General features: G+C 74.3%; 24 protein-coding genes. 18 read left to right on the top strand and 6 right to left on the bottom strand.

Annotation, left to right across the window (positions count from 1 at the left end):
- Positions 1-130: 130 nt before the first annotated feature.
- A complete protein-coding gene (locus BS73_RS06725; protein ID WP_037570434.1) occupies positions 131-841 on the bottom strand; it encodes an SDR family oxidoreductase in 711 nt (236 codons plus the stop codon).
- A gap of 141 nt (positions 842-982) precedes the next feature.
- Between BS73_RS06725 and BS73_RS06720 the strand changes: the two genes are divergently transcribed.
- The 3 genes from BS73_RS06720 (at position 983) to BS73_RS06710 (ending at position 3478) form a co-directional block, all read left to right on the top strand.
- On the top strand, positions 983-1843 hold the full coding sequence (locus BS73_RS06720; protein ID WP_037570433.1) for a helix-turn-helix transcriptional regulator: 861 nt from the start codon (positions 983-985) through the stop codon (positions 1841-1843).
- 58 nt (positions 1844-1901) lie between these two features.
- On the top strand, positions 1902-2483 hold the full coding sequence (locus BS73_RS06715) for a helix-turn-helix domain-containing protein (protein ID WP_037570432.1): 582 nt from the start codon (positions 1902-1904) through the stop codon (positions 2481-2483).
- Positions 2484-2602: 119 nt separating this feature from the next.
- Positions 2603-3478, top strand: a complete 876-nt coding sequence (locus BS73_RS06710; RefSeq protein ID WP_037570431.1) for a class I SAM-dependent methyltransferase — start codon at positions 2603-2605, stop codon at positions 3476-3478.
- A gap of 78 nt (positions 3479-3556) precedes the next feature.
- On the opposite strand, the gene BS73_RS06705 is transcribed toward BS73_RS06710, so the two are convergent.
- Positions 3557-5032 carry an MFS transporter gene (locus BS73_RS06705; protein ID WP_037570426.1) on the bottom strand — a complete coding sequence of 492 codons (1476 nt, stop codon included), beginning with the start codon at positions 5030-5032 and terminating at the stop codon, positions 3557-3559.
- 168 nt (positions 5033-5200) lie between these two features.
- Between BS73_RS06705 and BS73_RS06700 the strand changes: the two genes are divergently transcribed.
- Entirely contained in the window at positions 5201-5656 is a 456-nt protein-coding gene (locus BS73_RS06700; RefSeq protein WP_037570425.1) for a nuclear transport factor 2 family protein, read from the top strand.
- A 14-nt stretch (positions 5657-5670) separates the two neighbouring features.
- Positions 5671-6102 carry a VOC family protein gene (locus BS73_RS06695; protein ID WP_037570424.1) on the top strand — a complete coding sequence of 144 codons (432 nt, stop codon included), beginning with the start codon at positions 5671-5673 and terminating at the stop codon, positions 6100-6102.
- Between the two features lie 6 nt (positions 6103-6108).
- On the opposite strand, the gene BS73_RS06690 is transcribed toward BS73_RS06695, so the two are convergent.
- The gene (locus tag BS73_RS06690; protein WP_235215327.1) at positions 6109-6834 is read right to left on the bottom strand and encodes a TetR/AcrR family transcriptional regulator; all 726 of its coding nucleotides are present in this window, start codon (positions 6832-6834) and stop codon (positions 6109-6111) included.
- A gap of 120 nt (positions 6835-6954) precedes the next feature.
- Here BS73_RS06690 and BS73_RS06685 point away from each other — a divergent pair, with 120 nt between their 5' ends.
- The 10 genes from BS73_RS06685 to BS73_RS06635 all read left to right on the top strand — a co-directional run bounded on the left by BS73_RS06685 (position 6955) and on the right by BS73_RS06635 (position 16132).
- Positions 6955-7770, top strand: a complete 816-nt coding sequence (locus tag BS73_RS06685) for an SDR family oxidoreductase (protein ID WP_037570423.1) — start codon at positions 6955-6957, stop codon at positions 7768-7770.
- Complete coding sequence (locus BS73_RS06680; RefSeq protein ID WP_051939590.1) at positions 7767-8483, top strand: HAD family hydrolase; 717 nt, start codon at positions 7767-7769, stop codon at positions 8481-8483. The genes BS73_RS06685 and BS73_RS06680 overlap by 4 nt, the downstream gene beginning before the upstream one ends.
- 90 nt (positions 8484-8573) lie before the next feature.
- Complete coding sequence (locus BS73_RS06675) at positions 8574-9470, top strand: DUF3626 domain-containing protein (protein WP_051941345.1); 897 nt, start codon at positions 8574-8576, stop codon at positions 9468-9470.
- A gap of 186 nt (positions 9471-9656) precedes the next feature.
- Entirely contained in the window at positions 9657-11000 is a 1344-nt protein-coding gene (locus BS73_RS06670) for a chloride channel protein (RefSeq protein ID WP_037570422.1), read from the top strand.
- 136 nt (positions 11001-11136) lie between these two features.
- A complete protein-coding gene (locus BS73_RS06665; protein WP_037570421.1) occupies positions 11137-11613 on the top strand; it encodes a DUF7144 family membrane protein in 477 nt (158 codons plus the stop codon).
- 104 nt (positions 11614-11717) lie between these two features.
- Positions 11718-11981 carry a hypothetical protein gene (locus tag BS73_RS06660; RefSeq protein WP_051939588.1) on the top strand — a complete coding sequence of 88 codons (264 nt, stop codon included), beginning with the start codon at positions 11718-11720 and terminating at the stop codon, positions 11979-11981.
- 40 nt (positions 11982-12021) lie between these two features.
- The gene (locus tag BS73_RS06655; RefSeq protein ID WP_051939586.1) at positions 12022-12291 is read left to right on the top strand and encodes a lipopolysaccharide assembly protein LapA domain-containing protein; all 270 of its coding nucleotides are present in this window, start codon (positions 12022-12024) and stop codon (positions 12289-12291) included.
- Positions 12292-12370: 79 nt separating this feature from the next.
- Positions 12371-14017, top strand: a complete 1647-nt coding sequence (locus BS73_RS06650; protein ID WP_037570419.1) for an APC family permease — start codon at positions 12371-12373, stop codon at positions 14015-14017.
- 54 nt (positions 14018-14071) lie between these two features.
- Positions 14072-14569: a DUF1990 family protein gene (locus tag BS73_RS06645; RefSeq protein WP_037570418.1), complete on the top strand. Its 498-nt coding sequence runs from the start codon at positions 14072-14074 to the stop codon at positions 14567-14569.
- Positions 14570-15340: 771 nt separating this feature from the next.
- Complete coding sequence (locus BS73_RS06635) at positions 15341-16132, top strand: class II aldolase/adducin family protein (protein WP_037570417.1); 792 nt, start codon at positions 15341-15343, stop codon at positions 16130-16132.
- Here BS73_RS06635 and BS73_RS06630 read toward each other — a convergent pair.
- A complete protein-coding gene (locus BS73_RS06630) occupies positions 16120-19653 on the bottom strand; it encodes an indolepyruvate ferredoxin oxidoreductase family protein (protein WP_037578490.1) in 3534 nt (1177 codons plus the stop codon). The genes BS73_RS06635 and BS73_RS06630 overlap by 13 nt on opposite strands.
- Positions 19654-19877: 224 nt before the next feature.
- Here BS73_RS06630 and BS73_RS06625 point away from each other — a divergent pair, with 224 nt between their 5' ends.
- A complete protein-coding gene (locus BS73_RS06625) occupies positions 19878-20342 on the top strand; it encodes an Lrp/AsnC family transcriptional regulator (protein WP_037570416.1) in 465 nt (154 codons plus the stop codon).
- A 281-nt stretch (positions 20343-20623) separates the two neighbouring features.
- Here the strand turns inward: BS73_RS06625 and BS73_RS06615 are convergent, their stop codons facing one another.
- On the bottom strand, positions 20624-21553 hold the full coding sequence (locus BS73_RS06615; RefSeq protein ID WP_037570414.1) for a TauD/TfdA dioxygenase family protein: 930 nt from the start codon (positions 21551-21553) through the stop codon (positions 20624-20626).
- A gap of 96 nt (positions 21554-21649) precedes the next feature.
- The gene (locus BS73_RS06610; RefSeq protein ID WP_084703848.1) at positions 21650-22369 is read right to left on the bottom strand and encodes a TetR/AcrR family transcriptional regulator; all 720 of its coding nucleotides are present in this window, start codon (positions 22367-22369) and stop codon (positions 21650-21652) included.
- A gap of 123 nt (positions 22370-22492) precedes the next feature.
- Between BS73_RS06610 and BS73_RS06605 the strand changes: the two genes are divergently transcribed.
- Both BS73_RS06605 and BS73_RS34435 read left to right on the top strand, forming a co-directional pair.
- The gene (locus BS73_RS06605; protein WP_037570413.1) at positions 22493-23017 is read left to right on the top strand and encodes a GNAT family N-acetyltransferase; all 525 of its coding nucleotides are present in this window, start codon (positions 22493-22495) and stop codon (positions 23015-23017) included.
- Between the two features lie 436 nt (positions 23018-23453).
- The gene (locus tag BS73_RS34435; protein WP_051939582.1) at positions 23454-24227 is read left to right on the top strand and encodes a hypothetical protein; all 774 of its coding nucleotides are present in this window, start codon (positions 23454-23456) and stop codon (positions 24225-24227) included.
- Positions 24228-24267: the final 40 nt, after the last annotated feature.

The following is a 24267-nucleotide window of genomic DNA, read 5'->3' as shown; positions in this document are numbered from 1 at the left end:
CTCGGGGGATGGGGGATCGCGGCGCGGGGCGCGCCACGCCGGGATTCTGCGCGGCCGGGCGGGCCCCGTCCAGCCCCTCATCCAGCCTGTGGAAGGCGGGTTCCGCGGGCGGTGCCGGTTCCCGCCGCCGTCACCACTTCAGGGGGCCGTTGACGTCGAAGTAGCCGCCGGTGGGCCCGTCCGGGCCGACCTCGGCCATCCGCACGATCACCTCGGCGGCCTCCTCGGGGGTCTGCGTGCCGGTGTGGTTGTTCAGCGCGGTCTTGGTGAAGCCCGGCTCGACCGCGTTGATCCGCAGCTTCGGGAAGGCCTTGGCGAACTGCACGGTGACCATGTTCACCGCGGCCTTGGACGCCGGGTAGGCCACGCCGGGGTAGAAGGCCGCCGGGTGCTCCGGGTCGGAGAGCGCGGTGAGCGAGGCCAGACCGCTGCTGACGTTGACGATCACCGGCGCCTCGGACCGCTGCAGCAGCGGCAGGAAGGCGTGGGTGACCCGGACCGTGCCGAAGACGTTGGTCTCGAACATCTCCCGCATGTGGTCGGCGGTGGTCTCGGCGGCGCCGACGATGCCGCCCCCGGGCTTCCGGGCCTCGATCCCGGCGTTGTTCACCAGGACGTCGAGCCTGCCCTCGGCCTCCCCGATCGCCTTGGCGGCGGCGTTCACCGAGGCGTCGTCGGTGACGTCGAGCTGGACCGCGCGGGCGCCGAGCTCCTGCGCCGCGGCCCGTCCGCGCTCCGGGTCCCGGCTGCCGATGTAGACCCGGTGCCCGGCGTCCACCAGCCGGCGGGCGGTGGCGAAGCCGATCCCCTTGTTGCCTCCGGTCACCAGAATCGTGCTCACGGCCGACGCCTCCTGCTCTGCGTTCTGTGTCTCGGTCATGCCTCAAGCCTGCGGTCGGCGGCCGGTGGCAGCCAGTGGCCGCTTTTCCTGGGAACGCGGATACCAGGCACGGCGCGGGCCGGGCGAGGCAGACTGATCACCATGACGAGTCCCGGGGACGGCGGCGCGCGGAGCGAGTTCGGCCTGGCGCTGCGCCGCTGGCGCGACCGCGTCCGCCCGCAGGACGCCGGGCTGCCGGCGGGCGGCCGCCGGCGCGCCCCCGGGCTGCGGCGGGAGGAGCTCGCCGGGCTCGCCGGGATCTCCGCCGACTATGTGGTCCGACTGGAGCAGGGTCGCGCCGGCCACCCCTCGGCCCAGATCGTCGAGGCGCTGGCCAGGGCGCTGCGCCTGGACGACGAGGAGCGCGCTCACCTCCACCGGCTGGCCGGCCTCGCCCCGCCGAGCGCCGGCAGCCTCCCGCAGCGGATCACACCGGGCGTCCACCGCCTCCTCGACCGGCTGTCCGGCACCCCGGTCGCGGTCTACGACGCGAGCTGGACGCTGCTGCTGGTCAACCGCCCGTACGCGGCCCTGATGGGCGACCCCGCGGAGTGGCGCGGCCTGGAGCGCAACGGCGTCTGGCGGCACTTCGCCGGTCCCGGCAGCCGGGCCCGCCAGTCCCCGGAGGAGCGGGACGCGTTCGAGCGGGCGATGGTCGCCGACCTCCGCACCGCCGCCGAGCGCTACCCCGCGGACCGCGGGCTGGGCGAGCTGATCGCCGAACTCCACTCCCGCAGCGGGCGTTTCGCGGACCTGTGGGACTCCGGCGCGGTCGGCAGGCACGAGGCCGCGCGCAAGACCATCGACCACCCGGAGGCCGGCCCGATCACCCTGGACTGCGACATCCTCGCCGTCTCGGGCCCCGACCTCCGCATCATGCTGTACACGGCCGAGCCGGGCAGCCGGGACGCCGAACTGCTGGCGGCCGTCACGGAGTCCGGTCCCGTCGGCGCCCGGGGCTGACGCGCCGTCAGCGCGGCGCCGGATGCCGGCTTTGCAGGGCTCGCATAGCCTGTTGCCCATGACGCAAGGCGATGAGGACGAGGGGCTGGACGGCCTGGTACGGAAGAGGCTTCGGGCGCTGCGGGTGGCGCAGGGGTGGTCGCTGGAGGAGCTCGCCTCGCGGGCCGGGCTGAGCCAGTCCTCACTGAGCCGGATCGAGAACGGTCAGCGCCGCCTCGCCCTGGACCAGCTGGTCACCCTGGCCCGCGCCCTGGACACCTCCCTGGACCAGCTCGTCGAGACCGCCGCCGACGACGTGGTGACCAGCCCGACGGTGGACGCCGCGCGCGGCCGGCTGCGCTGGCCGGTCAAGGGCGAGCCGGGCGTCAGCGTGCTGCGCCAGCGGCTGACCGAGCCGCCGCCCGACGACCCCGCCCGGATGCGCGCCCACCCCGGCCGCGAATGGCTGGTGGTGCTCTCCGGCGTCGCGATCCTCATGCTCGGCCACAAGCGCATCCGGCTGGACACCAACCAGGCCGCCGAGTTCCCCACGATGATGCCGCACGCGATCGGTGTCGAGAGCGGCCCCTGCGAGGTCCTCGGCATCTTCGACCGCGACGCCCGCCGGGGGCACCAGCGGGACGCGGGGAAGGGCGACTGAGCGTCCGGGGGCGGGCGGTTCGCTCCCGAATTTGCGCGAACGGCAGCGTGCGGAGCTGCCTTCTTGCGTATTAAGCAAGAGGCTTTGCCCCAGGGGCACTGGCTGCCTACCGTGGGCCCATGACCCAAGCGCACCAGCCCCAGCACCATCACACTCCCGCCCCCCACGACCCCGACGGGGACGCCGCCCTGGCGGAGCTGCTCGACCTGGACGCGGAGGTGCTCGCCGAGCAGATCGCCGACATCACCGCCTGGCTTCCGCTCACCGCCGAGCCCCGGCGGATCGTGGACCTGGGGTGCGGCACCGGAGCGGGCACCTTCGCCCTCCTCGACCGCTTCCCCGGAGCCCACGTCACCGCCGTCGACACCTCCTCCGAGCACCTTGAGCGGCTGCGCGAGAAGGCCCGCGCCCGCGGACTGGCCGACCGGGTGCGCACGGTGCGGGCCGACCTGGACGAGCCGGCCTGGCCCGACCTCGGCTCGCCGGAGCTGGTCTGGGCCTCCGCCTCGATGCACCACATGGCCGACCCGCCCCGCGCCCTGCGCGGCGTCCACGACCTCGTGGCCCCCGGCGGCCTCTTCGCCGTCGTCGAGCTGGCGGGCCTGCCCCGCTTCCTGCCCGAGGACGCCCCCGCCGACCGGCCCGGGCTGGAGGAGCGCTGCCACGCCGCCGCCGACCGCTTCCACGCCGAGCACGTGCCGCACCGCGGCGCCGACTGGGGGCCGATGCTGACCGCCGCGGGGTTCGCGCTGGAGGCCGAGCGCACGGTCACCGTGAACATCGAGGCCGCCGGCAGCGGGCGCGCCGCGACGATCGGCCGCTACGCCCTCGCCAGCCTGCGGCGGCTGCGCGGCGCCGCCGCCGAGGCGCTCTCCGCCGAGGACCTCGCCGCCCTCGACCGGCTGCTGGGCGCCGGCGGACCGCAGAGCATCGCCCACCGGGACGACCTGGTGGTACGCACCGAGCGCTCGCTCTGGGCCGCCCGGCGGGCCTGAGCGGGGAGCCGTCGGCGGAGCCGCCCGGCGGGCCTGAGCGGGGAGCCGCCCGGCGGAGTCGGCCGCCGGGCCCGTCGCTCAGCCGCCCGCCTCGGAGCGGTTGCCGCCGACCGGCTGGTCGCCGCGGTCCGTGCCGAGGTCGGCGACGGCGGCGACGATCGCCAGGAGGACCAGCCCGAGGGCGGTGAGGAGGCCCAACTGCAGCGCCCCGGGCCAGCTGTGACTGCTCGCCAGATGGGCGAAGTAGACCGCCCCGACCAGGGCGATGCCCGCGGCCGACCCGATCCGCTGCGCGGTCTGCAGCATCCCGCCGGCCGCCCCGGCCAGCCGCACCGGGACGGCGGCCAGGGTCAGGGTGGTGTTCGGGGCGATGCTCAGCCCGGAACCGAACCCGGCCGCGAGCAGCGGTACGGCCGCGGCCCAGGCGGCCGACTGCCCGGGGGTGAGGTGGACGGCGAGCACCGTCCCGGCCAGGCCCACCGCCACCCAGCCGAGCCCCAGCACCACCACCTTCCGCCCGTACCGCACCACCAGCCGGCCGCCCAGCCGGGCGGAGACGGCGGAGCCGAGGGCGAACGGCAGCGAGGCCAGGCCGGCCTGGAAGGCCGAGTAGCCCAGCCCGGTCTGCAGAAAGAGGGTGTAGACGAAGAAGAGCGGGGTGAAACCGGCGAAGTACACCATGGCCAGCAGCGCGCCCAGCGCGTAGGACCGCATCCGGAAGAGGCTCAGCTGGAACAGCGGGCTGCGCCCCACCCGGTCCTGCCGGCCCTCCCACCACCAGAAGCCGCCCAGCAGCAGCGCGCCGGCCGGCAGCAGCAGCCACTTGGCGGCCCCGTGCCACTGCTGCTCCTGGACCAGCGGCAGCATCACCGTGACCACGCCGAGTCCGAGCAGCAGGACGCCGACCGGGTCGAAGCTCTGGCGCCGGCCGGCCTGCGGATCCCGGCGCGGCAGCAGCCGCCAGGCGGCGGCCAGGCAGCCGAGGCCGATCGGCAGGTTGACGAAGAAGACCCACCGCCAGCCGTCCGCCTCGCCGAAGGCCTGGATCAGCAGTCCGCCGACCAGCGGGCCGATCGCGGTGGAGATCCCGATGATGCTGCCCATCATCCCGAACGCCCGGGCCCGCTCCGCCCCGCTGAACATCTGCTGGATCAGCCCGGAGACCTGCGGCGAGACCAGTCCGGCTGCGGCGCCCTGGGCCAGCCGGAAGACCACCAGCCAGGCGGAGCCGGGGGCCAGTCCGCAGCCCATGGAGAAGACGGTGAAGAGCGCCATGCCGATCAGGAAGGAGTTCCGCCGTCCGCGCAGGTCGCCCAGCCGGCCGGCCGGCACCAGGGCGAGGCCGAAGGTCAGCGCGTAGCCGGACAGCACCCAGGAGAGGTCCGCCTGCGAGGCGTGCAGCCCGCGCTCGATGGACGGCAGCGCGACGTTGACGATCGAGGTGTCCAGCAGCGTCATGAACGCCGCCGTCAGACACACCCCGAGCGCCCGCCAGCGCCTCGACTCCTCCGCCGAGCGCTTCGGCCGCCCCGCGGGCTGCTGCGCTGAACTCATCGTGTCCCCGGCCCTTCCGACGGCGGGAATCCGTGCCTTCGCCTCGCCCTGCGTCCGCTGGTCACCACCACCAGGACAGCCTGCGCCACCGCCCGGCACGCCGCCACCCGAACGGCCTGTCCGCGAAGCCCTTCCGGACTCGCGCCCACCGGCGTAGCTTCCGCTGCCATGCTGTCGTTGCAGGAAGTCTCGGACCGGCTGGAGATCCAGGATCTGATGGTCCGTTACAGCCACGCCGTGGACACCCGCCAGTGGGATCTGCTGGACGAGGTCTTCACACCGGACGCGGTGATCGACTACACCGCGATGGGCGGGCCCCGCGGCGGGCTCGCCGAGACCAAGGTCTTCCTGGCCGCCGCGATGGGCGGGATCCCCGCCTTCCAGCACCTCATCGCCAACAGCGCCCTGACGGTGGACGGCGACACCGCGACCGGGCGGACCATGTGCCACAACCCGCTCGTGCTGCCCGGCGCGGACGGCACGGCCGGGGGCGGGGTGCTGTTCTGCGGGCTCTGGTACCTCGACCGGTTCGTCCGGGTGGACGGGGCCTGGCGGATCCGGGAGCGGGTCGAGGAGAAGTCCTACATGTACTCCGCGCCCGCCCCGGCGAGCGGATCTTCGTGACGTAGCATGCCGCCATGTCTGAGACCCCGATGCCGATACCGCGCTTCCATCTCGCCATGCCGGTGGACGACCTCGACCGGGCGCGCCGCTTCTACGGCGGGGTGCTCGGCCTCGCCGAGGGGCGCAGCTCGGACACCTGGGTGGACTGGAACCTCCACGGCCACCAGTTCGTCACCCACCTGTCGAAGGAGCCGATCCCGCGGATCAGCAACGGGGTGGACGGGCACGACGTGCCGGTGCCGCACTTCGGGCTGCTGCTCCCGGTGCCGGAGTTCCACCGGCTGGCGGGGCGGCTGCGGGAGGCCGGGACCGAGTTCGTGATCGAGCCGTATCTGCGGTTCGAGGGGCAGCCGGGGGAGCAGTGGACGATGTTCCTCCACGACCCGGCGGGCAACGCGCTGGAGTTCAAGGCCTTCGCGGACGACGCCCAGGTCTTCGCGACCTGAGCCCGATCAGCGGCCGCCCGCCGGACCGGCATCCTCCGGGCCGGCTTCGTCCGGGCCGGCTTCCTCCGGGCCGGTGTCCGGCGGCCGCAGCCGGAGGCCGTTCTCCCACAGCCGGTCCAGGGTGCCGGCCAGCCGCTCGAACGGGATGCGCTGCCCCGACACGTAGACCAGGTAGGCCATCCGGCTCACCATCGAGGACAGCGCGTGCGCGGTGACCAGCGGATCGAGGGCGGCGTCCGCCAGCCCGGCGCGCTGCAGCTCGCGGATCATCCGCGCGTTGCGCTGCGCGAAGGCGTCGCCGCGCTTCACCCGCAGCGCGCGGAAGTCCTCGTCGATCTGGGCGACCTGCTCGAAGACCGCCATCAGCCGGGCGTTCTTCCGATAGGCCCGCAGGTACTCGCGGTTGGCCGCGCTGATCAGCTCGCGCGGGTCGGTGATCCCGGTGCGCTGCCGCAGGTTCGGATGCAGCATCTCCTCCTGGACCTGGGCGACGACCGCGGTGAAGATCTCCTCCTTGTTGACGAAGTAGGTGTAGAAGGAGCCGGCCGCCACACCCGCGGTCGTGGTGATGTCGGCGATTCGGGCGTCCAGGTAGCCGTCCCGCTCGAAGACCTCGCGGGCGGCCCGGACGAGGGCGGCCCGGGTCCGCATCCCGCGCGCGCTGCGCGGGTTGACCCGGCGGGCGGTGCCGGTGTCGGCGTCGGAGTGGGTGTCGGAGTCCGGATCGGCCACGGCTGGCGCTCCCATCGGCGGGTGGTCGGGAGGGGCGGGTCCCGAAGCGTACGCCATTGAACTTGAGACCGGGTTCACGTAGCGTCCACGGCCGGGTCCGGTCACAAGGGAGTGGATGGGATGCAGATCAGCGGCAGTACGGCGGTGGTGACGGGGGCCGCGGGCGGTATCGGCGCGGCCCTCGCGGAGCGGCTGCTGGCGGGCGGCGCCCGGGTGGTGCTGACCGACCTGAACGCGGAGCGGCTGGACGCGGTCGTCGAGCGGCTCTCCGCCGAGGGGCGGGCGGACCGCCTGCTGGGACTGGCGGGTGACGCCGCCTCGGAGAAGCATCTGCGGGCCCTGATCGACTCCGCCGAGTCGGCCTTCGGCCCGGTGGACGTCTTCTTCGCCAACGCCGGGGTCGGCGGCGGCCCGGGACTCGACGCCACCGACGAGCAGTGGCGGCAGGCGCTGGAGGTCAACGTACTGGGCCATGTCCGGGCCGCGCGGCTGCTGGTGCCGGGCTGGCTGGAGCGCGGCCGGGGCTACTTCGTGGCCACCGCCTCCGCCGCCGGACTCCTCACCCAGATCGGCTCGGCGCCGTACGCGGTCTCCAAGCACGGGGCGGTGGGCTTCGCGGAATGGCTCTCCGTCACCTACGGCAACCGCGGGATCCGGGTGAGCTGCCTGTGCCCGATGGGCGTCAACACCGAGATGCTCAACTCCGGTGCGGCCTCGGACGACAAGGACCGCCGGACCGGCAACAGGGCGGTCACCGAGGCGGGTGCGGTGCTGGAGCCGGAGGAGGTCGCCGAACGGGTGGCCGAGGCGGTCGGCGGCGAGGAGCCGTTCCTGATCCTGCCGCACCCGGAGGTCGGCGAGTTCTTCCGGCGCAAGGCCACCGACTACGAGCGGTGGCTGCGCGGAATGCGCCGCTACCAGGACTCGCTCCAGTGAGCCCCGGGACGGCCCCTCGGACGCCCACGGCCGGAGGCGACGCCGCGGGCGCCGCTCCGCGCGGCGCCGTCCTCTTCGACTTCGGCGGGGTGCTGACCAGCAGCATCGGCGAGGCCTTCGGGGCGTTCGGGGCGACCCTCGGCCCGGACGCCGATCCCCGGCTGCCGCTGCGACTGCTGGCCGAGGACGAGCCGAGCCGCCGGCTGCTGGCCGGCCACGAGGAGGGCCGGCTCTCCCAGCGGGAGTTCGAGACCGGCTTCGCCGAGCGGCTGCGCGCCCACGGCGCCGCGGGACCCGCGGCCGAGGCGGACGGTCTGCTGGAGCGGATCCTCGCCGGGCTGCGGCCGGACCCGGCGATGCTGGAGCTGGTCCAGGAGGTGCGGTCGGCCGGCGTGCCGGTCGGGCTGCTCTCCAACTCGCTCGGCGACGACGGCTACCGGGGCTACGACCTGCCCTCGCTCTTCGACGCGGTGGCCGTCTCGGGGAAGATCGGCGCCCGCAAGCCGTCCCGGCGGGCGTACCGGATCGCCTGCGAGCGGCTGGGCGTTCGGCCGGAGGCGACCGTGATGGTCGACGACCTGCCGCAGAACCTGGTCGGCGCGGAGCGGATCGGCATCGCCGGCGTCCTCCACCGCGAAGCCGGCCGGACTGGCCGGGAACTCCGCCGGCTGCTCGGCCTGCCCGGCGGGGCCCCGACCGGTCAGCAGGGCTGATCCGGCCCGGGCTCCGGGCGGCGGGCCCGTGGGGCGGGCCGGTACGGAAAGCCCGTGCGGCAGGCCCGCTCGGTGGGCGACACTGCTGAGATGACAGCGACGGCAGCGGCGGCGGCAGACGGCAGGGACCGTCCGGCGGAGGCCCACCGGCGGGCCCTCCTCGCGGTCGCCCGCCGGGCGCGCGGCGGGCCGCTGGACCCGGCGCTGCGGGTGACCCTGAACTTCCACCCGGACCGCGCCGGCCCCGACGGCCGGCCGATCCTGGCCGCACTGGCCGAGGACGGCCGCTACCGCTCCCAGTTCAGCACCGGGACCAGCAACGGCGGCCTCACCGCCCACCCCGGAGGAGACCGCTGGCGCTGGGAGAGCCGGATGTTCGCCGGCGCGTACGACAGCGCTTCCGCCGAGCAGCGCCCGGTCTACGGGGCGCTGGACTTCCGCCGCCGAGTCGCGGGCGCCGCACCGAGGTTCGGCTCCTCCTGCCTGAGGCTGAGCGCCGGGACCCTCGGCCGGACCACCTTCTGCTACCCGGACAGCGTCGACGAGCCGACCGACTTCGGCACCGCCGAGCGCTGCGCTCTGATCGAGGCGGCCGAGGCCGACGCGGCCGCCGGGCTGCGGGACCCGATCGACTCGTACGTCGAGGCGCACGTCCACGGCCCGGTCCGGATCGACCGCGACGTGGAGGCCCTGGTGCTGGACCCCGCCTACCGGGGCACCGAGGTGGAGGAGGCCGCCCGGCGGCTGCCCTGCCCGGTGGAGTGGCACCCGGGCTACCGGCTCACGGTGGCCGAGCTGCGCCGCCGTCCGGGGTTCCGCGGCCCGCGGTTCGTCGAGCTCGGCGCCGCGATCGCGGTGGACGGGCTGCTCGATCCGCGGATCATCGGCGACGCCGTCCGCAGCGGCCGATACGACCCGCAGGACCTGAAGAAGGTCTGGCACTGCCTGGCCCGCTTCGGCGCGCCGGAGCCCGCCACCCGCGCGTGACGCCCCGCGGGCCTGGGGCGGTCGCCCTTGGGCCGTTCGGATGGGTGTGCCCGGTGGTGCCGCGTGGATGCGGGGGCGCTGGTGGCTTCGGCGGCAGGCTTGCGTCCAGGGACACCGCGTCCGCGGCGCCCGGAGGCGCGTCCGCACGCGTGTGCTGCGCGCGGGGGAGGCAGGGAGGAGCGGTCCGTGGCGGCCGGGGCCGGACCGGAGATCGAGCTGCGCGGTGTGCTGCTCAGCCCTGGCTATCTGAGGCTGCTGCTCCTCAGCGGGGTGCTCGGCGTGCCCATCGCGCTGGCCTGCTTCTTCTTCGTCGGACTGCAGAACTGGCTGTCCCGGCAGGTCTGGCAGCAGCTGCCGCTCGCGGTCGGATTCCACCAGGCGCCGTGGTGGTGGCCGCTGCCCGCGCTGGCGCTGGCCGGACTGATCCTGGTGCCGATCGTCACGCGGATGCCGGGCGGCGGCGGGCACGCCCCGGTCTTCGGGCTCGGCGGGGGCGAGCCGATCGGGCCGCGCGAACTCCCGGGCGTGGTGCTCGCGGCGCTGACGACCCTGCCGCTGGGCGTCTGCCTCGGCCCGGAGAGCCCCCTGATGGGACTGGGCAGCGGCCTGGCGCTGCTGGCCCTGGGCCGGATGCGGGCGCTCACCGGGCAGGGCGGCGATCCGCGGGCCGGCGCGATCCTGGCCGGCGCCGGGTCGACGGCGGCCATCTCCACCATCCTCGGCGGCCCGCTGGTGGCCGCGGTGCTGGTGGTGGAGTCGGCCGGGCTGGCCGGCGGGCGGCTGACCGCGCTGCTGCTGCCGGCCCTGCTGGCCAGCGCGACCGGGGCACTGGTCTTCACCGGCTTCGGGCACTGGACGGGGCTGAGCATCGGGGCGCTCTCGCTGCCGCACGTCCCGCCGGACACCACCCCGGACGCCGGGGACTTCCTCTGGGGAGTGCTGATCGCCGCGCTGGTGGCGGCGGTGGTCACGGGGGCCAGGAGTCTGGGCCTCCGCACCCATGACTGGACCGGGCGGCGGACCGCCCCGCGCACCCTCGCCTGCGCCCTCGCGGTCGGCGCCTGCCTGGCCGTGTTCGGGCTGCTCACCGGTCGTCCGCCGGGGCAGGCGGCGCTGTCCGGCGAGGAGACCCTGGTCGAGCTGGCGGCGGACCCGCATGCCTGGTCGCTGGCGGCGCTGGTGGCGCTGGTCCTGTGCAAGGGACTGGCCTGGGGGATCAGCCTGGGCGCCCTGCGCGGCGGGCCGATCTTCCCGGCGGTGCTGGTCGGCGCCGCGGTAGGGGTGGCCTGCGCGGGGCTGCCCGGACTCGGCGTCACCCCGGCGCTCGCGGTGGGGATGACCGCGGCCGCGGCGGTGCTCACCGGGCTGCCGTTCTCCAGCACGGTGCTCTCCGTGCTGCTCCTCGGACCGGACGCGCACAACCAGATGCCGCTGATCGTGGTCGCCGCGGTGGTGGCCTTCGGCGTCGGCCAGCTGCTGACGCGGCCCGTCGGGGAGGACGCGCGGGGGCCGAACCACTCGGCGGGCTGAGCCCTCTGAGGGGTGTTCACCCGGAAGGCCGGTCCATGCGGCGGTCCGGACGAGGGCGCACGGATGGTGGAGGGATGAACCAGCCACGCCGTCGGGCGCGGGGCGCCCGGGTGGGCGGCCTTCCACGGGAGCGCTCATGACCGATCCCTCGTCCCCGTCCCCGTCGTCGTCCTCGTCCTCGTCCTCGTCGTCCTCGTCCTGGTCCGATCCGGATCCCGACCCCGGTGCGGGAGAGGGCCTCCTCTCCGGCGGGCGGTTCTTCGGCGGCGTGCTGATGCTGATCTACGGCATCCTCGGCGTGCTGCAGGGCATCGCCGGGATCGCCCAGGACGACGTCTACGCGAACGTCGGCCGGTACGTCTTCCGGTTCGACCTGATCGCCTGGGGCTGGATCCATCTGGCCATCGGTGTGCTGCTGGTCGCGGCCGGCGTCGGCGTCCTGCTGGGGCAGGCCTGGGGCCGGGTGCTCGGTGTGGTGATCACCGCGCTGATGGTGCCGGCCCAGTTCATGTGGCTGCCGTACCAGCCGTTCTGGGCGGTGATCAACATCGGCATCGGGGTCTTCCTCATCTGGGCTCTCTGCTCCCGCGTCTTTGCCGAGCCGGACGCGTGACGTCATCAATGTCCGCTATCAGTCCTTTTGTCGGATATTGTGGTGATCACGCGCAGCGGCGATCGCCGCGGCGGGGACTGGAGGGCGGAATGGGCTGCGGGTGTGTGCTCCTGCTGCTGGCGGGATCGTTCCCACGGCTCGCGCTGCTCCTCACCTGGCTCTTCACCACGCGGGTGCACCTGGCGTTCCACGACTCCCTGCTCATCCCGCTGGCCGGGCTGGTGTTCCTGCCGCTCACCACCCTGATGTACGCGCTGGCCTACTCGCCGCTCTTCGGCGTCACCGGCTGGGGCTGGGTGTTCGTCCTCCTCGGCCTCCTGGTCGACGTGTCGTCCTGGGGGGCGGGGGCGCGCCGCCGGTCGTCCTGAGCGGTCGGCGGTCGGTTCGGACAGCAGAGGACGGTGCACCATGTCAGCCTCACCCCAGGCGACTTCGGGCGGCGGCTCGGCCCACAGGTCGTCCAGGCCGCGCCCCGGCGCCAAGCAGATCATCGCCGCGGTGATCGCCATCCTGGCCATCGTGTTCATCGCGCAGAACCGCGAGCGGGTCAGCATCGACTTCTTCACCGCCTCGTTGAGCTGCCCGCTGTGGCTGCTGCTGCTGATCATGGCGGCCGTCGGGATGCTGCTGGCCTACGGCTTCATGCGGCGCGGCCGCCGGGCCGACGGCAGGCGGTAGCCGACCCGGACTGACCTCACCGCCCCTGGGTAGTCGGGAGATGACGAAGGCCCGGCGATCAGAGGGGGAGGCCACGCGGATGGCCACGGACACCGACTCCGCAGTGCCCACGAGACAGGACGAACTGCTGCGCAGGCGGCTGGGTTTCTGGTCGCTGCTGGCCACCGGCGTGGGCAGCGTGATCGGCTCCGGCTGGCTGCTGGCCTCGATGTACGCGGCGCAGGCGGCCGGCCCGGCGGCGCTGCTCGCCTGGGTGATCGGCGGCCTGGTGATGCTGCTGGTCGCCCTGGTCTTCGCGGAACTCGGCATGGTGAAGCCGGAGTCGGGCGGGCTGGTGCGCTACCCGCTGTACTCCAACGGGCGGTTGGCCGCCGCGGTGGTCGGCTGGTCGATGTGGGTGGCGTACGTGGGCAACCCGCCCACCGAGGCCGCGGGGGTCCTCCAGTACGCCAGCGCCTATCTGCCGGGTCTCTACAGCGGCACCCAGCTGACCGGTCTCGGCGTGCTCGCCGCGATCGGGCTGATGCTGGTCTTCGTGGTGGTCAACTACTTCGGGGTGGCGCTCTTCGCCCGCACCAACAACCTCATCACCGCGATCAAGGTGTTCGTGCCCACCCTCACCGTGGTGGCGCTGATCGTCAGCGGGTTCCAGGGCGGCAACTTCGGCTCCGCGCACGGCGGCCCGGCCCCCTACGGCTGGTCCGCGGCGCTGTCCACGATCGCCACCGCCGGGATGGTCTTCGCCTACACCGGGTTCCGCAACGTGATCGAGCTGTCCGGTGAGGCCCGGGATCCGCGGCGGACCGTGCCGCGGGCGCTGATCACCACCATCGTCGTGTGCATCGTGCTCTACCTGGCCCTGCAGACCGCGTTCCTGGGCGCGGTGCCGGGGCGTCTCCTCGGCCACGGCTGGCACGGGGTCAACCTCGACTCGCCGTTCGCCGACCTGGCCATGATGCTCAACATGACCTGGCTGTACTGGATTCTGATCGCCGACTCGATGGTCTCGCCGTCCGGTTCTGCGATCGTGTACACCGCCTCCAACGCGCGGAACACCTTCGGCCTGGCCAAGAACGGCTTCTTCCCCCAGTGGACGGTGCGGGTGCACTCCCGGTGGGGCGTGCCGGCCCGGGCGCTCGCGGTGAACTTCGTGGTCGGGCTCGCCTTCCTGCTGCCGCTGCCGAGTTGGCACGCCATCATCGGGGTGACCGGCACGCTGGCGGTCTTCACCTTCGCCATCGGGTCGGTCTCCGTGACGGCCTTCCGCCGGCTGGAGATCGCCGGACGGGACGCCCGGCTCACCGGGATGGGCTGGATCGCCCCGGCGGCGTTCGCCATCTCCTCACTGGTCATCTTCTGGGCGGGGTGGACGACGCTGTTGAAGACGATCCCGATCGTGGTGGTCGGACTGGTCGTCTTCGCCCTCGGCTACCTCCGGCGCCGGGACCGCACGGTGGACCTCAGGGCCGGGATCTGGCTGCCGGCGTACCTCGCGGCGATGTACGCGCTGTCGCTGCTCGGCACCTTCGGCGGCCACCGCCTGATCCCCGCGCCCTGGGACAGCGTGCTGGTGGCGGCGGTCTCCCTGGCCTTCTACGTGTGGGGCGTCCGCAGCGGCGTGGCGCACATGCGGGCCGACCCGGACCGGACGGCGGCGCTCCGCGCCGAGGCGGCCGCCGACCGGGGAGGCCGGGCGTCGGCCGCGGCTCCGGCGGGCGGACAATAGCGCCGACGGCGGCGGCAGCGACAGCGGCAGTGACCGCGGGGGCGGAGGACGGCGATGGCGGGCGGACTGACCTATCCGGAGGTGGGGGCCACCCGGGGCGAGCTTCCCGGCGGCTACCGGTGGCTGGCCCATCGCTCCCCGGTGGGCCGCGGCCGGGAGCGGTTCGAGGAGGTCGGGGAGCGGATACTGGACTGGCGGATGCACCGGGCCGTCGGCGTCGGCGTCCGCGCCACCGCGGACCGGGCGGCCCCCGGCGTCCGCCTGGAGATCCTCCTCGGCCGCGGCCGGTTCGGCGTCACCGCCCCCTGCGAGGTGGTCTGGACGCTGCGGGAGCCGAACCGCGTCGGCTTCGCCTACGGCACCCTCCCCGGCCACCCGGAGTGCGGTGAGGAGTCCTTCGTCGCCGAACTGGACCCCGACGGCACCTGCTGGTTCACCCTCACCGCGTTCAGCCGCCCGGCAGCCTGGTACACCCGCGCCGCCGGCCCGCTCGTCCCGGTCTTCCAGCGGCTGTACGCACGGCGCTGCGCCTGGGTGCTCAGGCATCGGTAGGACGGGTCACCGGGGAGCGGCTCCACGCGCCGATCACGGCCCGGCGACCGGCCGCGCGGGCAGCGAGGAGCGCACGCGGACGTGAGGCCCGAAACCCCGCTGACCGCGGTAGCGGGTCCTGGCATGATGGGCGCCATGACGCGTACCCGAAAGGCCGATGGCGCGTAGGCCGCCCGGCGCCGTCCGCGCTCGAGAGTGGCCGGCCCGCAGCACGTCCCGTTCCGTCCGCCGGGTTCCGGGCGTCACGCGCCGGACGCAGGCGGCCATCGACCAGGTCGAAGCCCGGTATCCGGGGCCTGGGGCGGTCGCCGAGGCTCTGCGCCGATACGCGGACTTCCTCCGAAAGCCCGGCCGGTACCTCTTCCTGCCGTGGAATGACTGCCCCTGCTGCGACCCGACGGAAGCCCGGGACATCCTTGAGGGCGCCCTCCGCCGACTGCCGCCGAGGGCGCGGGGCGAACTGCGCGGGATCGTCGCCCGACTCGATGAGGAGTTCCTTCGTCGTACCCTGCCCAACCCCTGGGCCGCGTCCGCGAGTTCCTGGCATGCCGCCGCGTGGTGGAGGCAGCGGATCCGGGAGATATGACGGCCCCTTGTCGTCCGCCCCCGAGGTCCGTCCCCCGAGGTCCGTCCCCCGACTCGGGTCGGCTCGCCGCCGACGGCCTGCCGCCGAGACTCGCGGGACTGGAGGGCGGCGCCCGTGGGGAGACTGCCGAGGGGCGCCGGAGGTGGGCCGCCCGGATCCGTCGTCCTCTTCGAAGGAGTCACGTCATGACCGAAGTCCTCGCCCAGGGCGGGCCGGCGGCGGCCGACGCCGCCGAGGAGTCGCGGCTGCGTCGCGAACTCGCCGCGGTGTACCGGCTGGTGGCGCACTTCCGGATGACCGACCTGATCTTCACCCATATCTCGCAGCGGCTGTCCGGCCCGGAGAACCACTTCCTGATCAACCCCTACGGGCTGTTCTTCGAGGAGATCACCGCCTCCAGCCTGGTCAAGATCGACCTGGACGGCAATCCGGTCGAGCCGACCCCGCATCCGGTCAACCCGGCCGGGTTCGTCATCCACAGCGCGATCCACCGGGCCCGCCCGGACGCCCACTGCGTCCTCCACACCCACACCAGGGCCGGCTGCGCGGTGGCCGCCCAGCGGGACGGGCTGCTGCCGCTCAACCAGATGTCGATGGAGTTCTACGACCGGGTCGGCTACCACGACTACGAGGGCCTCGCCCTCAACCTGGACGAGCAGCGGCGGCTGGTCCGGGACCTGGGCGAACGGCACGCCCTGATCCTGCGCAACCACGGCCTGCTGACCACGGGGGAGACGGCGGGCCGCGCCTTCCTGCGGATGTACTACCTGGAGAAGGCCTGTGAGATCCAGGTGACCGCGCAGGCCGGGGGCGTCCCCCTGGCGGTGCCCTCGCCGGAGGTCTGCGAGTACACCGCCCGGCAGCTCACCGGGGACGGCCGGGCCGACGCCGACCTCCAGGACGACATCGGCTACGACCTGGCCTGGGGCGCCCTCCTGCGACTGGTCGAGCGGGTGGCGCCGGACTACAAGGACTGAGCCGGCTCGGCGGGGGCGGCCGTCTCGGACGGCTCCGCCGGCTCCGCCAGCTCCGCCAACGCGGCCCGGGTGCGCTCGCGGTACTCGGCGATCCGGGTCTCCTTGAGCTGCTCGTAGCCGCGGATCTGCTGCGGCAGTTCGGCGATCCGCAGCACCGCCTCGGCGGTCTCTGGGGTGAGCCGGCCCAGAGCGGTGCGCAGCTGCCGCTGGTACTCGGCGGCCAACTCGCGTTCGCTACGGCGGAGTCCGGTACGGCCGAAGGGGTCGAGCGGGGTGCCGCGGAGGCCGCGGGCGGCCCGCAGGGCGCGGAAGGCCGGGACGGCGGTGCGGCGCAGCCGGATCTTCCGCTTCATCCCCAGGGCGCGCAGCACCGGCGGGTGGAGGAGCACCGACACCCGGGCGTCCGGTCCGAACTCGCCGCGGAGCCGGGCCTGTTCGGCCTGGTCGAGGTGGAGTCTGGCGACCTCGTACTCGTCCTTGTAGGCCATCAGCCGGTGGAGGGAGCGGGCGAAGGCGAGGGCGATCCGCCGCCCGGGTTCGGCCCCGGCCCGCTCCGTGGCCAGCGCCTCGACCCGGCCGACGGCCTGGGCGTAGCGCTCGGCGTAGCGGGCGTCCTGATACTCCGTCAGATCGGCGGTGCGGAGGGCGACGGCCTCCTCCAGGGAGTCGGTCGGCCCGCCGGCCGCCTCCTCGCGGGTGTCCGCGCGGCGGGCGGCGGCCACCGCCTCCGGGTCCAGCACGGCCGCCCGGCCCCAGCGGAAGGCGGTCAGATTGGCCTCCACCGAAGCGCCGTTGAGGCGGACCGCGCGCTCGATCGCCTCGGCGCTCACCGGCAGCCGGCCGCGCTGGTAGGCGGCACCGAGCAGCAGCAGGTTGGCCGGCATATGGTCGCCGAAGAGCTCCTCGGCCAGGGCCTGGGCGTCGATCGGGGTGAGGGCGTCGGCGCGGGTGGCGTCCGCGATCCGGGCCAGCGCGTCCCCCGGTCCACCGGGGACGGCGGTCCGGCCGGTGACCATGGCGGCGGTGGGCACCAGGGCGGTGTTCACCACGGCGACCGTCCGCTCCGGGTGGCAGACCGCGAGGTTGGCCTCGGCGGCGGCGCCGAGGAGATCGAAGCCGATCAGTAGGTCGACGGTGGCGCCGGAGGCGCGGACCGCGCCGGTGATCGGGTCCTTGCCGATCCGGACGTCGCTGACCACCGGGCCGCCCTTCTGGGCGAGTCCGGTCTGGTCAAGTCCGGCCGCGTGCAGTCCGTCCAGGTGGGCGGCGGTCTGCAGGATCTGGGAGACCGTCACCACGCCGGTGCCGCCGATGCCGGGCATCCGCACCAGCACCTCGCGGCCGGCGGCGCCGCCCGCGGCCCCGTACTCGGGCTCGCGGAGCTCGACCGGCGGTTCGGGGAAGCCGTCGGCCCGGGCGGTGGCGGAGCCGGGCTTCGCCGCCGCCCCCGCCGCCCGGCCCGGCTCGACCAGCAGGAAGGACGGGCAGTCGCCCTTCAGGCAGCTCAGGTCCGAGTTGCAGGACGGCTGGTGGATGCGGGTCTTGCGGCCGAACTCGGTCTCCACCGGCTGCACGGAGAGGCAGGAGGACTGGTCGCCGCAGTCCCCGCAGCCCTCGCAGACCCGCTCGTTGACCACCACCTTCGCCCGGGGCGCGGGCAGCCGGCCGCGCTTGCGCAGCCGCCGCTCCTCGGCCGCGCAGCGGTCGTCGTGGATCAGCACGGTGACGCCCTCGACCTGGGCCAACTCGCGCTCGGCGGCGTTGAGTCCGTCCCGGTGGCGGACCGAGGCGCGGGGGTCCAGGCGGATGCCGCGGTACTTCTCCGGCTCCGGCGTGGTGACCACCACCCGGCGCACCCCCTCCAGGGCCAGCAGCCGGGTGAGGGCGGGGACGTCCAGCCGGCCCTCGATCGTCTGGCCGCCGGTCATCGCCACCGCGTCGTTGTACAGCAGCTTGAAGGTCATGGTCACCCCGGCGGCGACGGCCGCGCGGACGGCCAGCGAGCCGGAGTGGTGGAAGGTGCCGTCGCCCAGGTTCTGCACGAAACGGCGGTCGTCGGTGAAGGGGGCCAGACCGAACCACTGGGCGCCCTCGCCGCCCATCTGGGTGAGGCCGATCTGGTTCCCGCGGTTGCCGGTGGTGTCCATGGTGACCATGGCGTGGCAGCCGATCCCGACGCCGACCAGGGTGTCCGGATCGGTGCGGGTGGAGGTGTTGTGCGGGCAGCCGGAGCAGAAGTACGGGGTGCGGGCGGCGACCACCGGCAGCAGCCGCGGGCCGCCGCCGGACCGGCGCGGGCGCTCCAGCACCGCCGCCGCCCGGGCCGGCAGCCGGTCGGCGCCGAGGAGTCCGGCCAGGGCCCTGGCCACGTCCTCGCCCCCGAGGGTGCCGCGGACCGGCAGCAGCGGGCGGCCCTCGGCGTCCCGGCGGCCGAGGACGGTGGGTGCCCCGGCGCGGCCGTACAGGGCCTCCTTGACGGACGACTCCAGGAAGGCCGTCTTGTCCTCGACCACCAGCAGCCGGTCCACGCCCTCCGTCAACTCGGCCAGGTGGTCCGGGTCCAGGGGGTGGGGCAGGCCGAGGGAGATCAGCCGGAGGCCGAGGCCCTCGATCTCGGCCTCGCCGACGCCCAGGTCCTGGAGGGCGCGGAGGACCACCGCGAAGGAGGTGCCGGAGGCGATCACACCGAGGGTGGGGCGGCGGGCCGAGGCGGTGATCCGGTTCAGGCCGTGCTCTCGGGCGTAGCCGCGGGCGATCGCCGTCCGGCGGACCAGAAGGTCCTCCTCGGCGTCCAGCGCCGAGGCGCCGACCAGCAGATGGGACCGCCCGGCGGCGGAGCGGTCCGGTTCGGGGACGCCGCGGGCGAGGCCGGCCAGGTCGACGGTGGCGGAGGCGTCCGCCACGTCGGCGACGATCTTCATCCCGGTCCACAGGCCGGAGGCCCGGGAGAGGGCGACCGCGTGCAGCCCGTACTCGATCACCTCGCGGACCGAACCGGGGGCGAAGAGCGGGAGGTTGAGGCTGCGGCACAGCTGCTCGCAGGAGCTGGGCAGGGTGGAGGACTTGCACTCCGGGTCGTCGCCGATCCAGGCCACCGCGCCGCCGAGGGGGGCGGTGCCGGCCGTGTTGGCGTGCCGGATGGCGTCGGCGGCCCGGTCCAGGCCCGGGTTCTTGCCGTACCAGTAGCCGGTGACGCCCTCGTGGCGGCGGCCGGGGAGACGGGGGAGGAGCTGGGTGCCGCCGACCGCCGTCGCGGCCAGCTCCTCGTTCAGGCCGGCCTGGAAGACCACCCCGTCCTCGTCCAGGAAGCGCGCCGCCCGGGCCATCTCCCGGTCCACCCCGGCCAGCGGGGAGCCCTGGTAGCCGGTGACGAAGCCGCGGGTGTCCAGGCCGCGCGCCCGGTCCAGCCGCCGCTGCTCCAGGGTGAGCCGGACCAGCGCCTGCACCCCGGTGAGGACGGCGCGGCCGGCCGAGGCGGTGTAGCGGTCGTCGAGCGAAGGGGAGCCGGTGTGGGCGGGCATCAGTTCCTCCACGGGCGTGGACGGTCGTGGGGCGGGGTCGGCCGGGGGGCGTGGTCGTTCGCGGGCCGGGCGCGGGATCCCGATGATCCTCAGCACACCAATCGGCGGGGACGCACGCAAGGAGTCCGCCGCCGGTCAACGGAAAGACGCAAAGAACCGATGGACAGCGGCCGCATCGCTCGCTTTGATTGCGTGAGGTCGCATGGTCTGCGGAGGGGGAGCCGGTGGCGGCGGACGAGCTGGACGCGACGGACCGCCGACTGCTGCGCCTGCTCAAGGCGGACGGCCGGCGCACCTACTCCGAGATGGCCCCTGAGGTCGGCCTCTCGGTGGCCGCGGTGAAGCGGCGGGTGGACCGGCTGCGGGCGAACGGCGTGATCACCGGCTTCACCGTGGAGGTGGACCACGCCAAGCTCGGCTGGGGCGTGGAGGCCTTCACCGAGGTCCGCTGCGCGGGCAGCACCAGCATCCGGGACATCCACCGGATCACCGGCCAACTCCCGGAGGTGCAGGCGGTGTTCACCATCGCCGGGGACCTGGACGCTCTCGTCCACATGCGGGTCAGGGACCTCGACCACCTCCAGCGGGTGGTCGACCGGCTGCGCGGCTCCGGGATGGTGATCGGCACCCGGACCCTGATGGTGCTGGGCTCCTGGAACCGCGGAGACCTCCCGGTCGGCGAGGGCTGAGGCCGAGGGCCCCGCGGCGGCCGTTCGGCTGCCTCCCGGTTGTCAGTGGCCGCTGTTACGGTGCTTGACGTCTGCTCGGGGAGTGCCGCAGGGGGCGGTGGGGGAGCCGGCGTGCCGGAGGGGGAGTCCATGGCGCCCGCCGGTCCCGGCGGCTTCGTCGCCCGCGATCTCACGCATGAGGGTCTTGCCGGTGGCGCCCTTGGGCAGGGCGTCGGCGAGCCGGAGCTCGCGCGGGTACTTGCAGGCGGCGATCCGGGCGCGGACCTGCGGCGCTGCACGGCTCAGGACAGCGGGACGCCCGCGATGGCGATCCGCTCCATCACCCGGCGGGCCGGGTAGTAGTCGCTGATCGCGTAGTGCTGGACGGCGATGTTGTCCCAGATCGCCACCGAGTCGGCCCGCCAGCGGAACCGCACCTGGTACTCGGGGATGCGGGCCTGCAGCACCAGCTCGTCCAGCAGCTCGCGGCTCTCCTCCGCGGAGAGGCCGACGATCCGGGTGGTGAACGGCTCGTTGACGTAGAGAAGGCGGCGGCCGGTGACCGGGTGGCGGACCACCACCGGGTGCTGGACGGCGGGCAGCCGTTCGCGCAGCTTCGCGATCTGCTCCTCCGTCATCATCGAACCCCAGCTGGGCACCCAGTCGTGCTCGGCGCGGAGCCCCTCGATCCGCTGCTTCAGTTCGTCCGGCAGGTTGTCGTAGGCGGCGCCCATGTCGGCCCACATGGTGTCGCCGCCGGCCGGCGGGACCTCCACGGCGCGCAGCACCGAGCCCAGTGCCGGGTTGGCCATGAAGGAGTGGTCGCTGTGCCAGATGTTCTCATTGCCGACCGCCGTCGCGTCCTTGGCGAGGCGCGAGACGCCGACTCCCTGGCCCTTGGGGAAGAAGGGGTTCTCCTCCGGTTCGCCCCACAGGGCGGCCAGTGCCCGCTGGTGCTCGGGGGCGAAGGAGTGCTGGTCGCGGAAGAAGACCACCTTCCACTCCAGCAGTGCCGCGCGGATCTCGTCGGCGAGCTCGGCGCCGATCGGTTGGGAGAGGTCGACGCCGCCGAGTTCGGCGCCGAGGTGCGGGGTCATCGGGTGGACGGTGAGCAGCTGGTACTCGACGGGCTCGCGGCCGGGGGCGTTGCGCTCCAGGGTGCGCCGTCCGTAGCGCATCAGCGGCTTGTCGAGCACGGGGGCCGGTGTCGCCGGTGCCGGAACGGTGGTCATGGCGTCCTCCGCGGTGAGGGGCGGCTTTGTTTCGTTACTGGAAGTATCGATATCAGCCCGGGCTGCCGCAAGGGCGGGGCAAGGGGAGATTCGGCGTCAGTCCGCCGCGGCTGCCGTGCCGCCCGCGCCGAACGCGTGGGTCAGGAGTTCCAGCAGCTCGTCCACGAAGCGCTGGTTCAGCGGCAGCCGCTCGCCTACCAGGCGGAACACCATCGGGGCGGCCACCATGGTGGCCGCCGTCGCCACGTCCACGTCCTCCCGGACGTCGCCGCGGCGGATCCCGCGCTCCAGGATCAGCCGGGTCTGCTCGGTGACCCGCTGGGCGTAGCCGGCATAGGCCGAGCGCTCGGGGCCGCCGCGACCGGCAGTGCCGATCAGCTCGGCGAGGAGGCGGTCGGTCCCCGCCGCGCGGTAGACCCGCAGCCGGGACTCCAGCAGCGCCCTCAGCTCGGACCGGAAGTCGCCGGCGTCCGGGATGTCCAGCGGGCCGACCCGGGTCTCCGCCGCGGCCACGATCAGGTCCTGCTTGGTGGGCCAGCGGCGGTAGATGGTGGGCTTGCTGACGCCCGCGCGGGCCGCGACGGCGTCCATCGTCACGGCGTCCATGCCCTGCTCGGTGACCAGTTCGAGGACGGCGGCCAGCACCACCCGGTCGACCCGCTGCTCCCGAGGGCGGCCGGGGCCGCGCCGTACCGTCTGCTGATCCGCGCTCGCGGTACCTGGCGTGCCCGCGGTACCTGGCGTGCCCGCGGTACCTGGCGTGCCCGCCGTACCTGCCGTGCCCGTCGTGCCCGCGGTGCTCGCCGTCCTCGCCACGCGACGAGCCTATACGCCCGGAGGGCCCGGCCGACCTGGCTCGACGCCCGGACTCCGACGCCGACGCCGGGGGCGGGGCCGGGGGCGGGGCCGGGTCGGGGCCGGGGGCGTATCGTCGGCGCGATGACGCAGCTCCGGTCCCGGCCGATGGCCACCCCCCGGCTCGACCTGCTGCCGCTGGCGGTCGGGCACGCCCCGGAGATGGCGGAGGTCCTCTCCGACCAGGCGCTCCACCAGTTCACCGGCGGCCGGCCGGACACCCCCGAGGAGTTGCTGGCCCGCTACCGGCGGCTGACCGCCGGATCTCCGGACCCGGACGTCGTCTGGTGGAACTGGGTCGTCCGGGTCCGCGCGGAGGGCCGGCTGGCCGGCACGGTCCAGGCCACCGTCAGCGGGGCGAGCGGGCGCGGCCCGCGCACCGCCGAGCTGGCCTGGGTGATCGGCACGGCCTGGCAGGGCCGGGGCTACGCCACCGAGGCCGCCCGCGCGCTGGCCGGCCGGCTCGCCGACGAGGGCGTCGCCGAGCTGGTCGCGCACATCGACCCCGAGCACGCGGCCTCCGCCGCCGTGGCCGCCGCGGTCGGTCTCCGGCCGACGGACCGCTTCCACGACGGAGAACGCCGCTGGCAGACGGCCGTCGGCGGCTGACCGGCCGGACCCCCGTCGGCGACGGCAAGCGGAACCGGCGTACGGCGGATCCGCTTTCGGGTGCCGCGTGGAGATTTGGGCCCGGCGGGTGAAGGGAATCCGAGCGCGGCGACCGGGCCGGTGACGCCCCGTCGGCATCGGGGCGAACGGCGGGCCGGCCGGGGCGGCGCCGGTCGCGCGGAGTGACCCGCGCAGTTCCCGGCCGCCCGACAACGCTGCCGGACGGGCAACGCCCACCACGGCCGCCACAGGGGGCCCGGCACTGTCGCCGGAGGGGCGGGCGGCAGCGGCGGAGCGTGCTCGCCATCGGTCAAAGATTCCCCCAGTGGGCGGGCGTTCCACGGTGTAGGCGGCATCCGCGGTTGGTGCTTAGGTGTCTGGCGACGGACCCAATCCGGGCCTGCCGATTCGTCCCCGGGACGCGAGGAGGAGCTCGATGTCGGTCTACACCCCCCAGCAGCAGTACGGTCAGCAGCAGTCGTTCGGCCAGCAGCCGTTCGGGCCGCAGCAGTTCGGCCAGCAGCCGCAGCAGCAGCCCTTCGGCCAGCAGCAGTACGGCCAGCAGCCGCAGTCGCAGCATCTGATCCACCAGCAGGGGGTCGGGCAGCAGCCGTTCGGCCAGCAGTTCGGGCAGCAGCAGCCGTTCGGCCAGCAGCAGCCGTACGGGCACCAGCCGTTCGGGCCGCAGTCCTTCGGGCAGCAGCCTTACGGGCAGCAGCAGATGCAGCCGTTCGGCATGCAGCAGCAGCCGTACAGCGCGCACCAGGCGAGCCAGGCACAGCAGATCGTGCAGCAGATCCAGCAGCAGATCAGCCACCAGATCCAGCACCAGCTCGGCCAGCTGCTGCCGCAGGTGGTCACCGACGTGTCGCTGCGCACCGCCGAAGCGGCGCTGTCGGCGGTGACCGAGCAGCTGCGGATGGACCCGCAGGCACTGATGGCGATTCAGCAGCAGGGCCAGCTCCCGCAGTACGCGTGGGGCAACGTACTGGTGGAGTCCGCTCGGCGGACCGCGCCGGTGCTGCACGCGACGCTGGTCTCCGTCGGCCGGCACGCCCAGCAGATCGCCCAGTACGTCGCGCAGTCCCACCTGGCCGGCCAGATCGGTCAGAGCGGCCAGCTCGGCCAGATCGGCCAGCCTGGCCAGAGCGGCCCGTTCGGGCAGCAGCAGGGGCAGCCGTTCGGCCAGCAGATCGGGATCGGTGTCTGACCGGCGCCGGGAACCGCAGGAGATGAGCGAGGGCCGGTCG

Origin of the sequence: Phaeacidiphilus oryzae TH49 (assembly GCF_000744815.1) — a bacterium.
Lineage (GTDB): Bacteria > Actinomycetota > Actinomycetes > Streptomycetales > Streptomycetaceae > Phaeacidiphilus > Phaeacidiphilus oryzae.
Note: the sequence above shows the minus strand (reverse complement) of the source record. Positions and strands in the feature narration are given on the sequence as shown.

Bases quoted from the DNA above. Each gene is read 5' to 3' on its own strand.
- BS73_RS06700 (WP_037570425.1), top strand. From the start codon at position 5,201: ATGCTGTCGTTGCAGGAAGTCTCGGACCGGCTGGAGATCCAGGATCTG.
- BS73_RS06650 (WP_037570419.1), top strand. From the start codon at position 12,371: ATGGCCACGGACACCGACTCCGCAGTGCCCACGAGACAGGACGAACTG.
- BS73_RS06715 (WP_037570432.1), top strand. From the start codon at position 1,902: ATGACGCAAGGCGATGAGGACGAGGGGCTGGACGGCCTGGTACGGAAG.
- BS73_RS06615 (WP_037570414.1), bottom strand. From the start codon at position 21,553: ATGACCACCGTTCCGGCACCGGCGACACCGGCCCCCGTGCTCGACAAG.
- BS73_RS06705 (WP_037570426.1), bottom strand. From the start codon at position 5,032: ATGAGTTCAGCGCAGCAGCCCGCGGGGCGGCCGAAGCGCTCGGCGGAG.
- BS73_RS06720 (WP_037570433.1), top strand. From the start codon at position 983: ATGACGAGTCCCGGGGACGGCGGCGCGCGGAGCGAGTTCGGCCTGGCG.
- BS73_RS06635 (WP_037570417.1), top strand. From the start codon at position 15,341: ATGACCGAAGTCCTCGCCCAGGGCGGGCCGGCGGCGGCCGACGCCGCC.
- BS73_RS06675 (WP_051941345.1), top strand. From the start codon at position 8,574: ATGACAGCGACGGCAGCGGCGGCGGCAGACGGCAGGGACCGTCCGGCG.
- BS73_RS06630 (WP_037578490.1), bottom strand. From the start codon at position 19,653: ATGCCCGCCCACACCGGCTCCCCTTCGCTCGACGACCGCTACACCGCC.
- BS73_RS06605 (WP_037570413.1), top strand. From the start codon at position 22,493: ATGACGCAGCTCCGGTCCCGGCCGATGGCCACCCCCCGGCTCGACCTG.
- BS73_RS34435 (WP_051939582.1), top strand. From the start codon at position 23,454: ATGTCGGTCTACACCCCCCAGCAGCAGTACGGTCAGCAGCAGTCGTTC.
- BS73_RS06695 (WP_037570424.1), top strand. From the start codon at position 5,671: ATGTCTGAGACCCCGATGCCGATACCGCGCTTCCATCTCGCCATGCCG.
- BS73_RS06645 (WP_037570418.1), top strand. From the start codon at position 14,072: ATGGCGGGCGGACTGACCTATCCGGAGGTGGGGGCCACCCGGGGCGAG.
- BS73_RS06655 (WP_051939586.1), top strand. From the start codon at position 12,022: ATGTCAGCCTCACCCCAGGCGACTTCGGGCGGCGGCTCGGCCCACAGG.
- BS73_RS06685 (WP_037570423.1), top strand. From the start codon at position 6,955: ATGCAGATCAGCGGCAGTACGGCGGTGGTGACGGGGGCCGCGGGCGGT.
- BS73_RS06665 (WP_037570421.1), top strand. From the start codon at position 11,137: ATGACCGATCCCTCGTCCCCGTCCCCGTCGTCGTCCTCGTCCTCGTCC.
- BS73_RS06710 (WP_037570431.1), top strand. From the start codon at position 2,603: ATGACCCAAGCGCACCAGCCCCAGCACCATCACACTCCCGCCCCCCAC.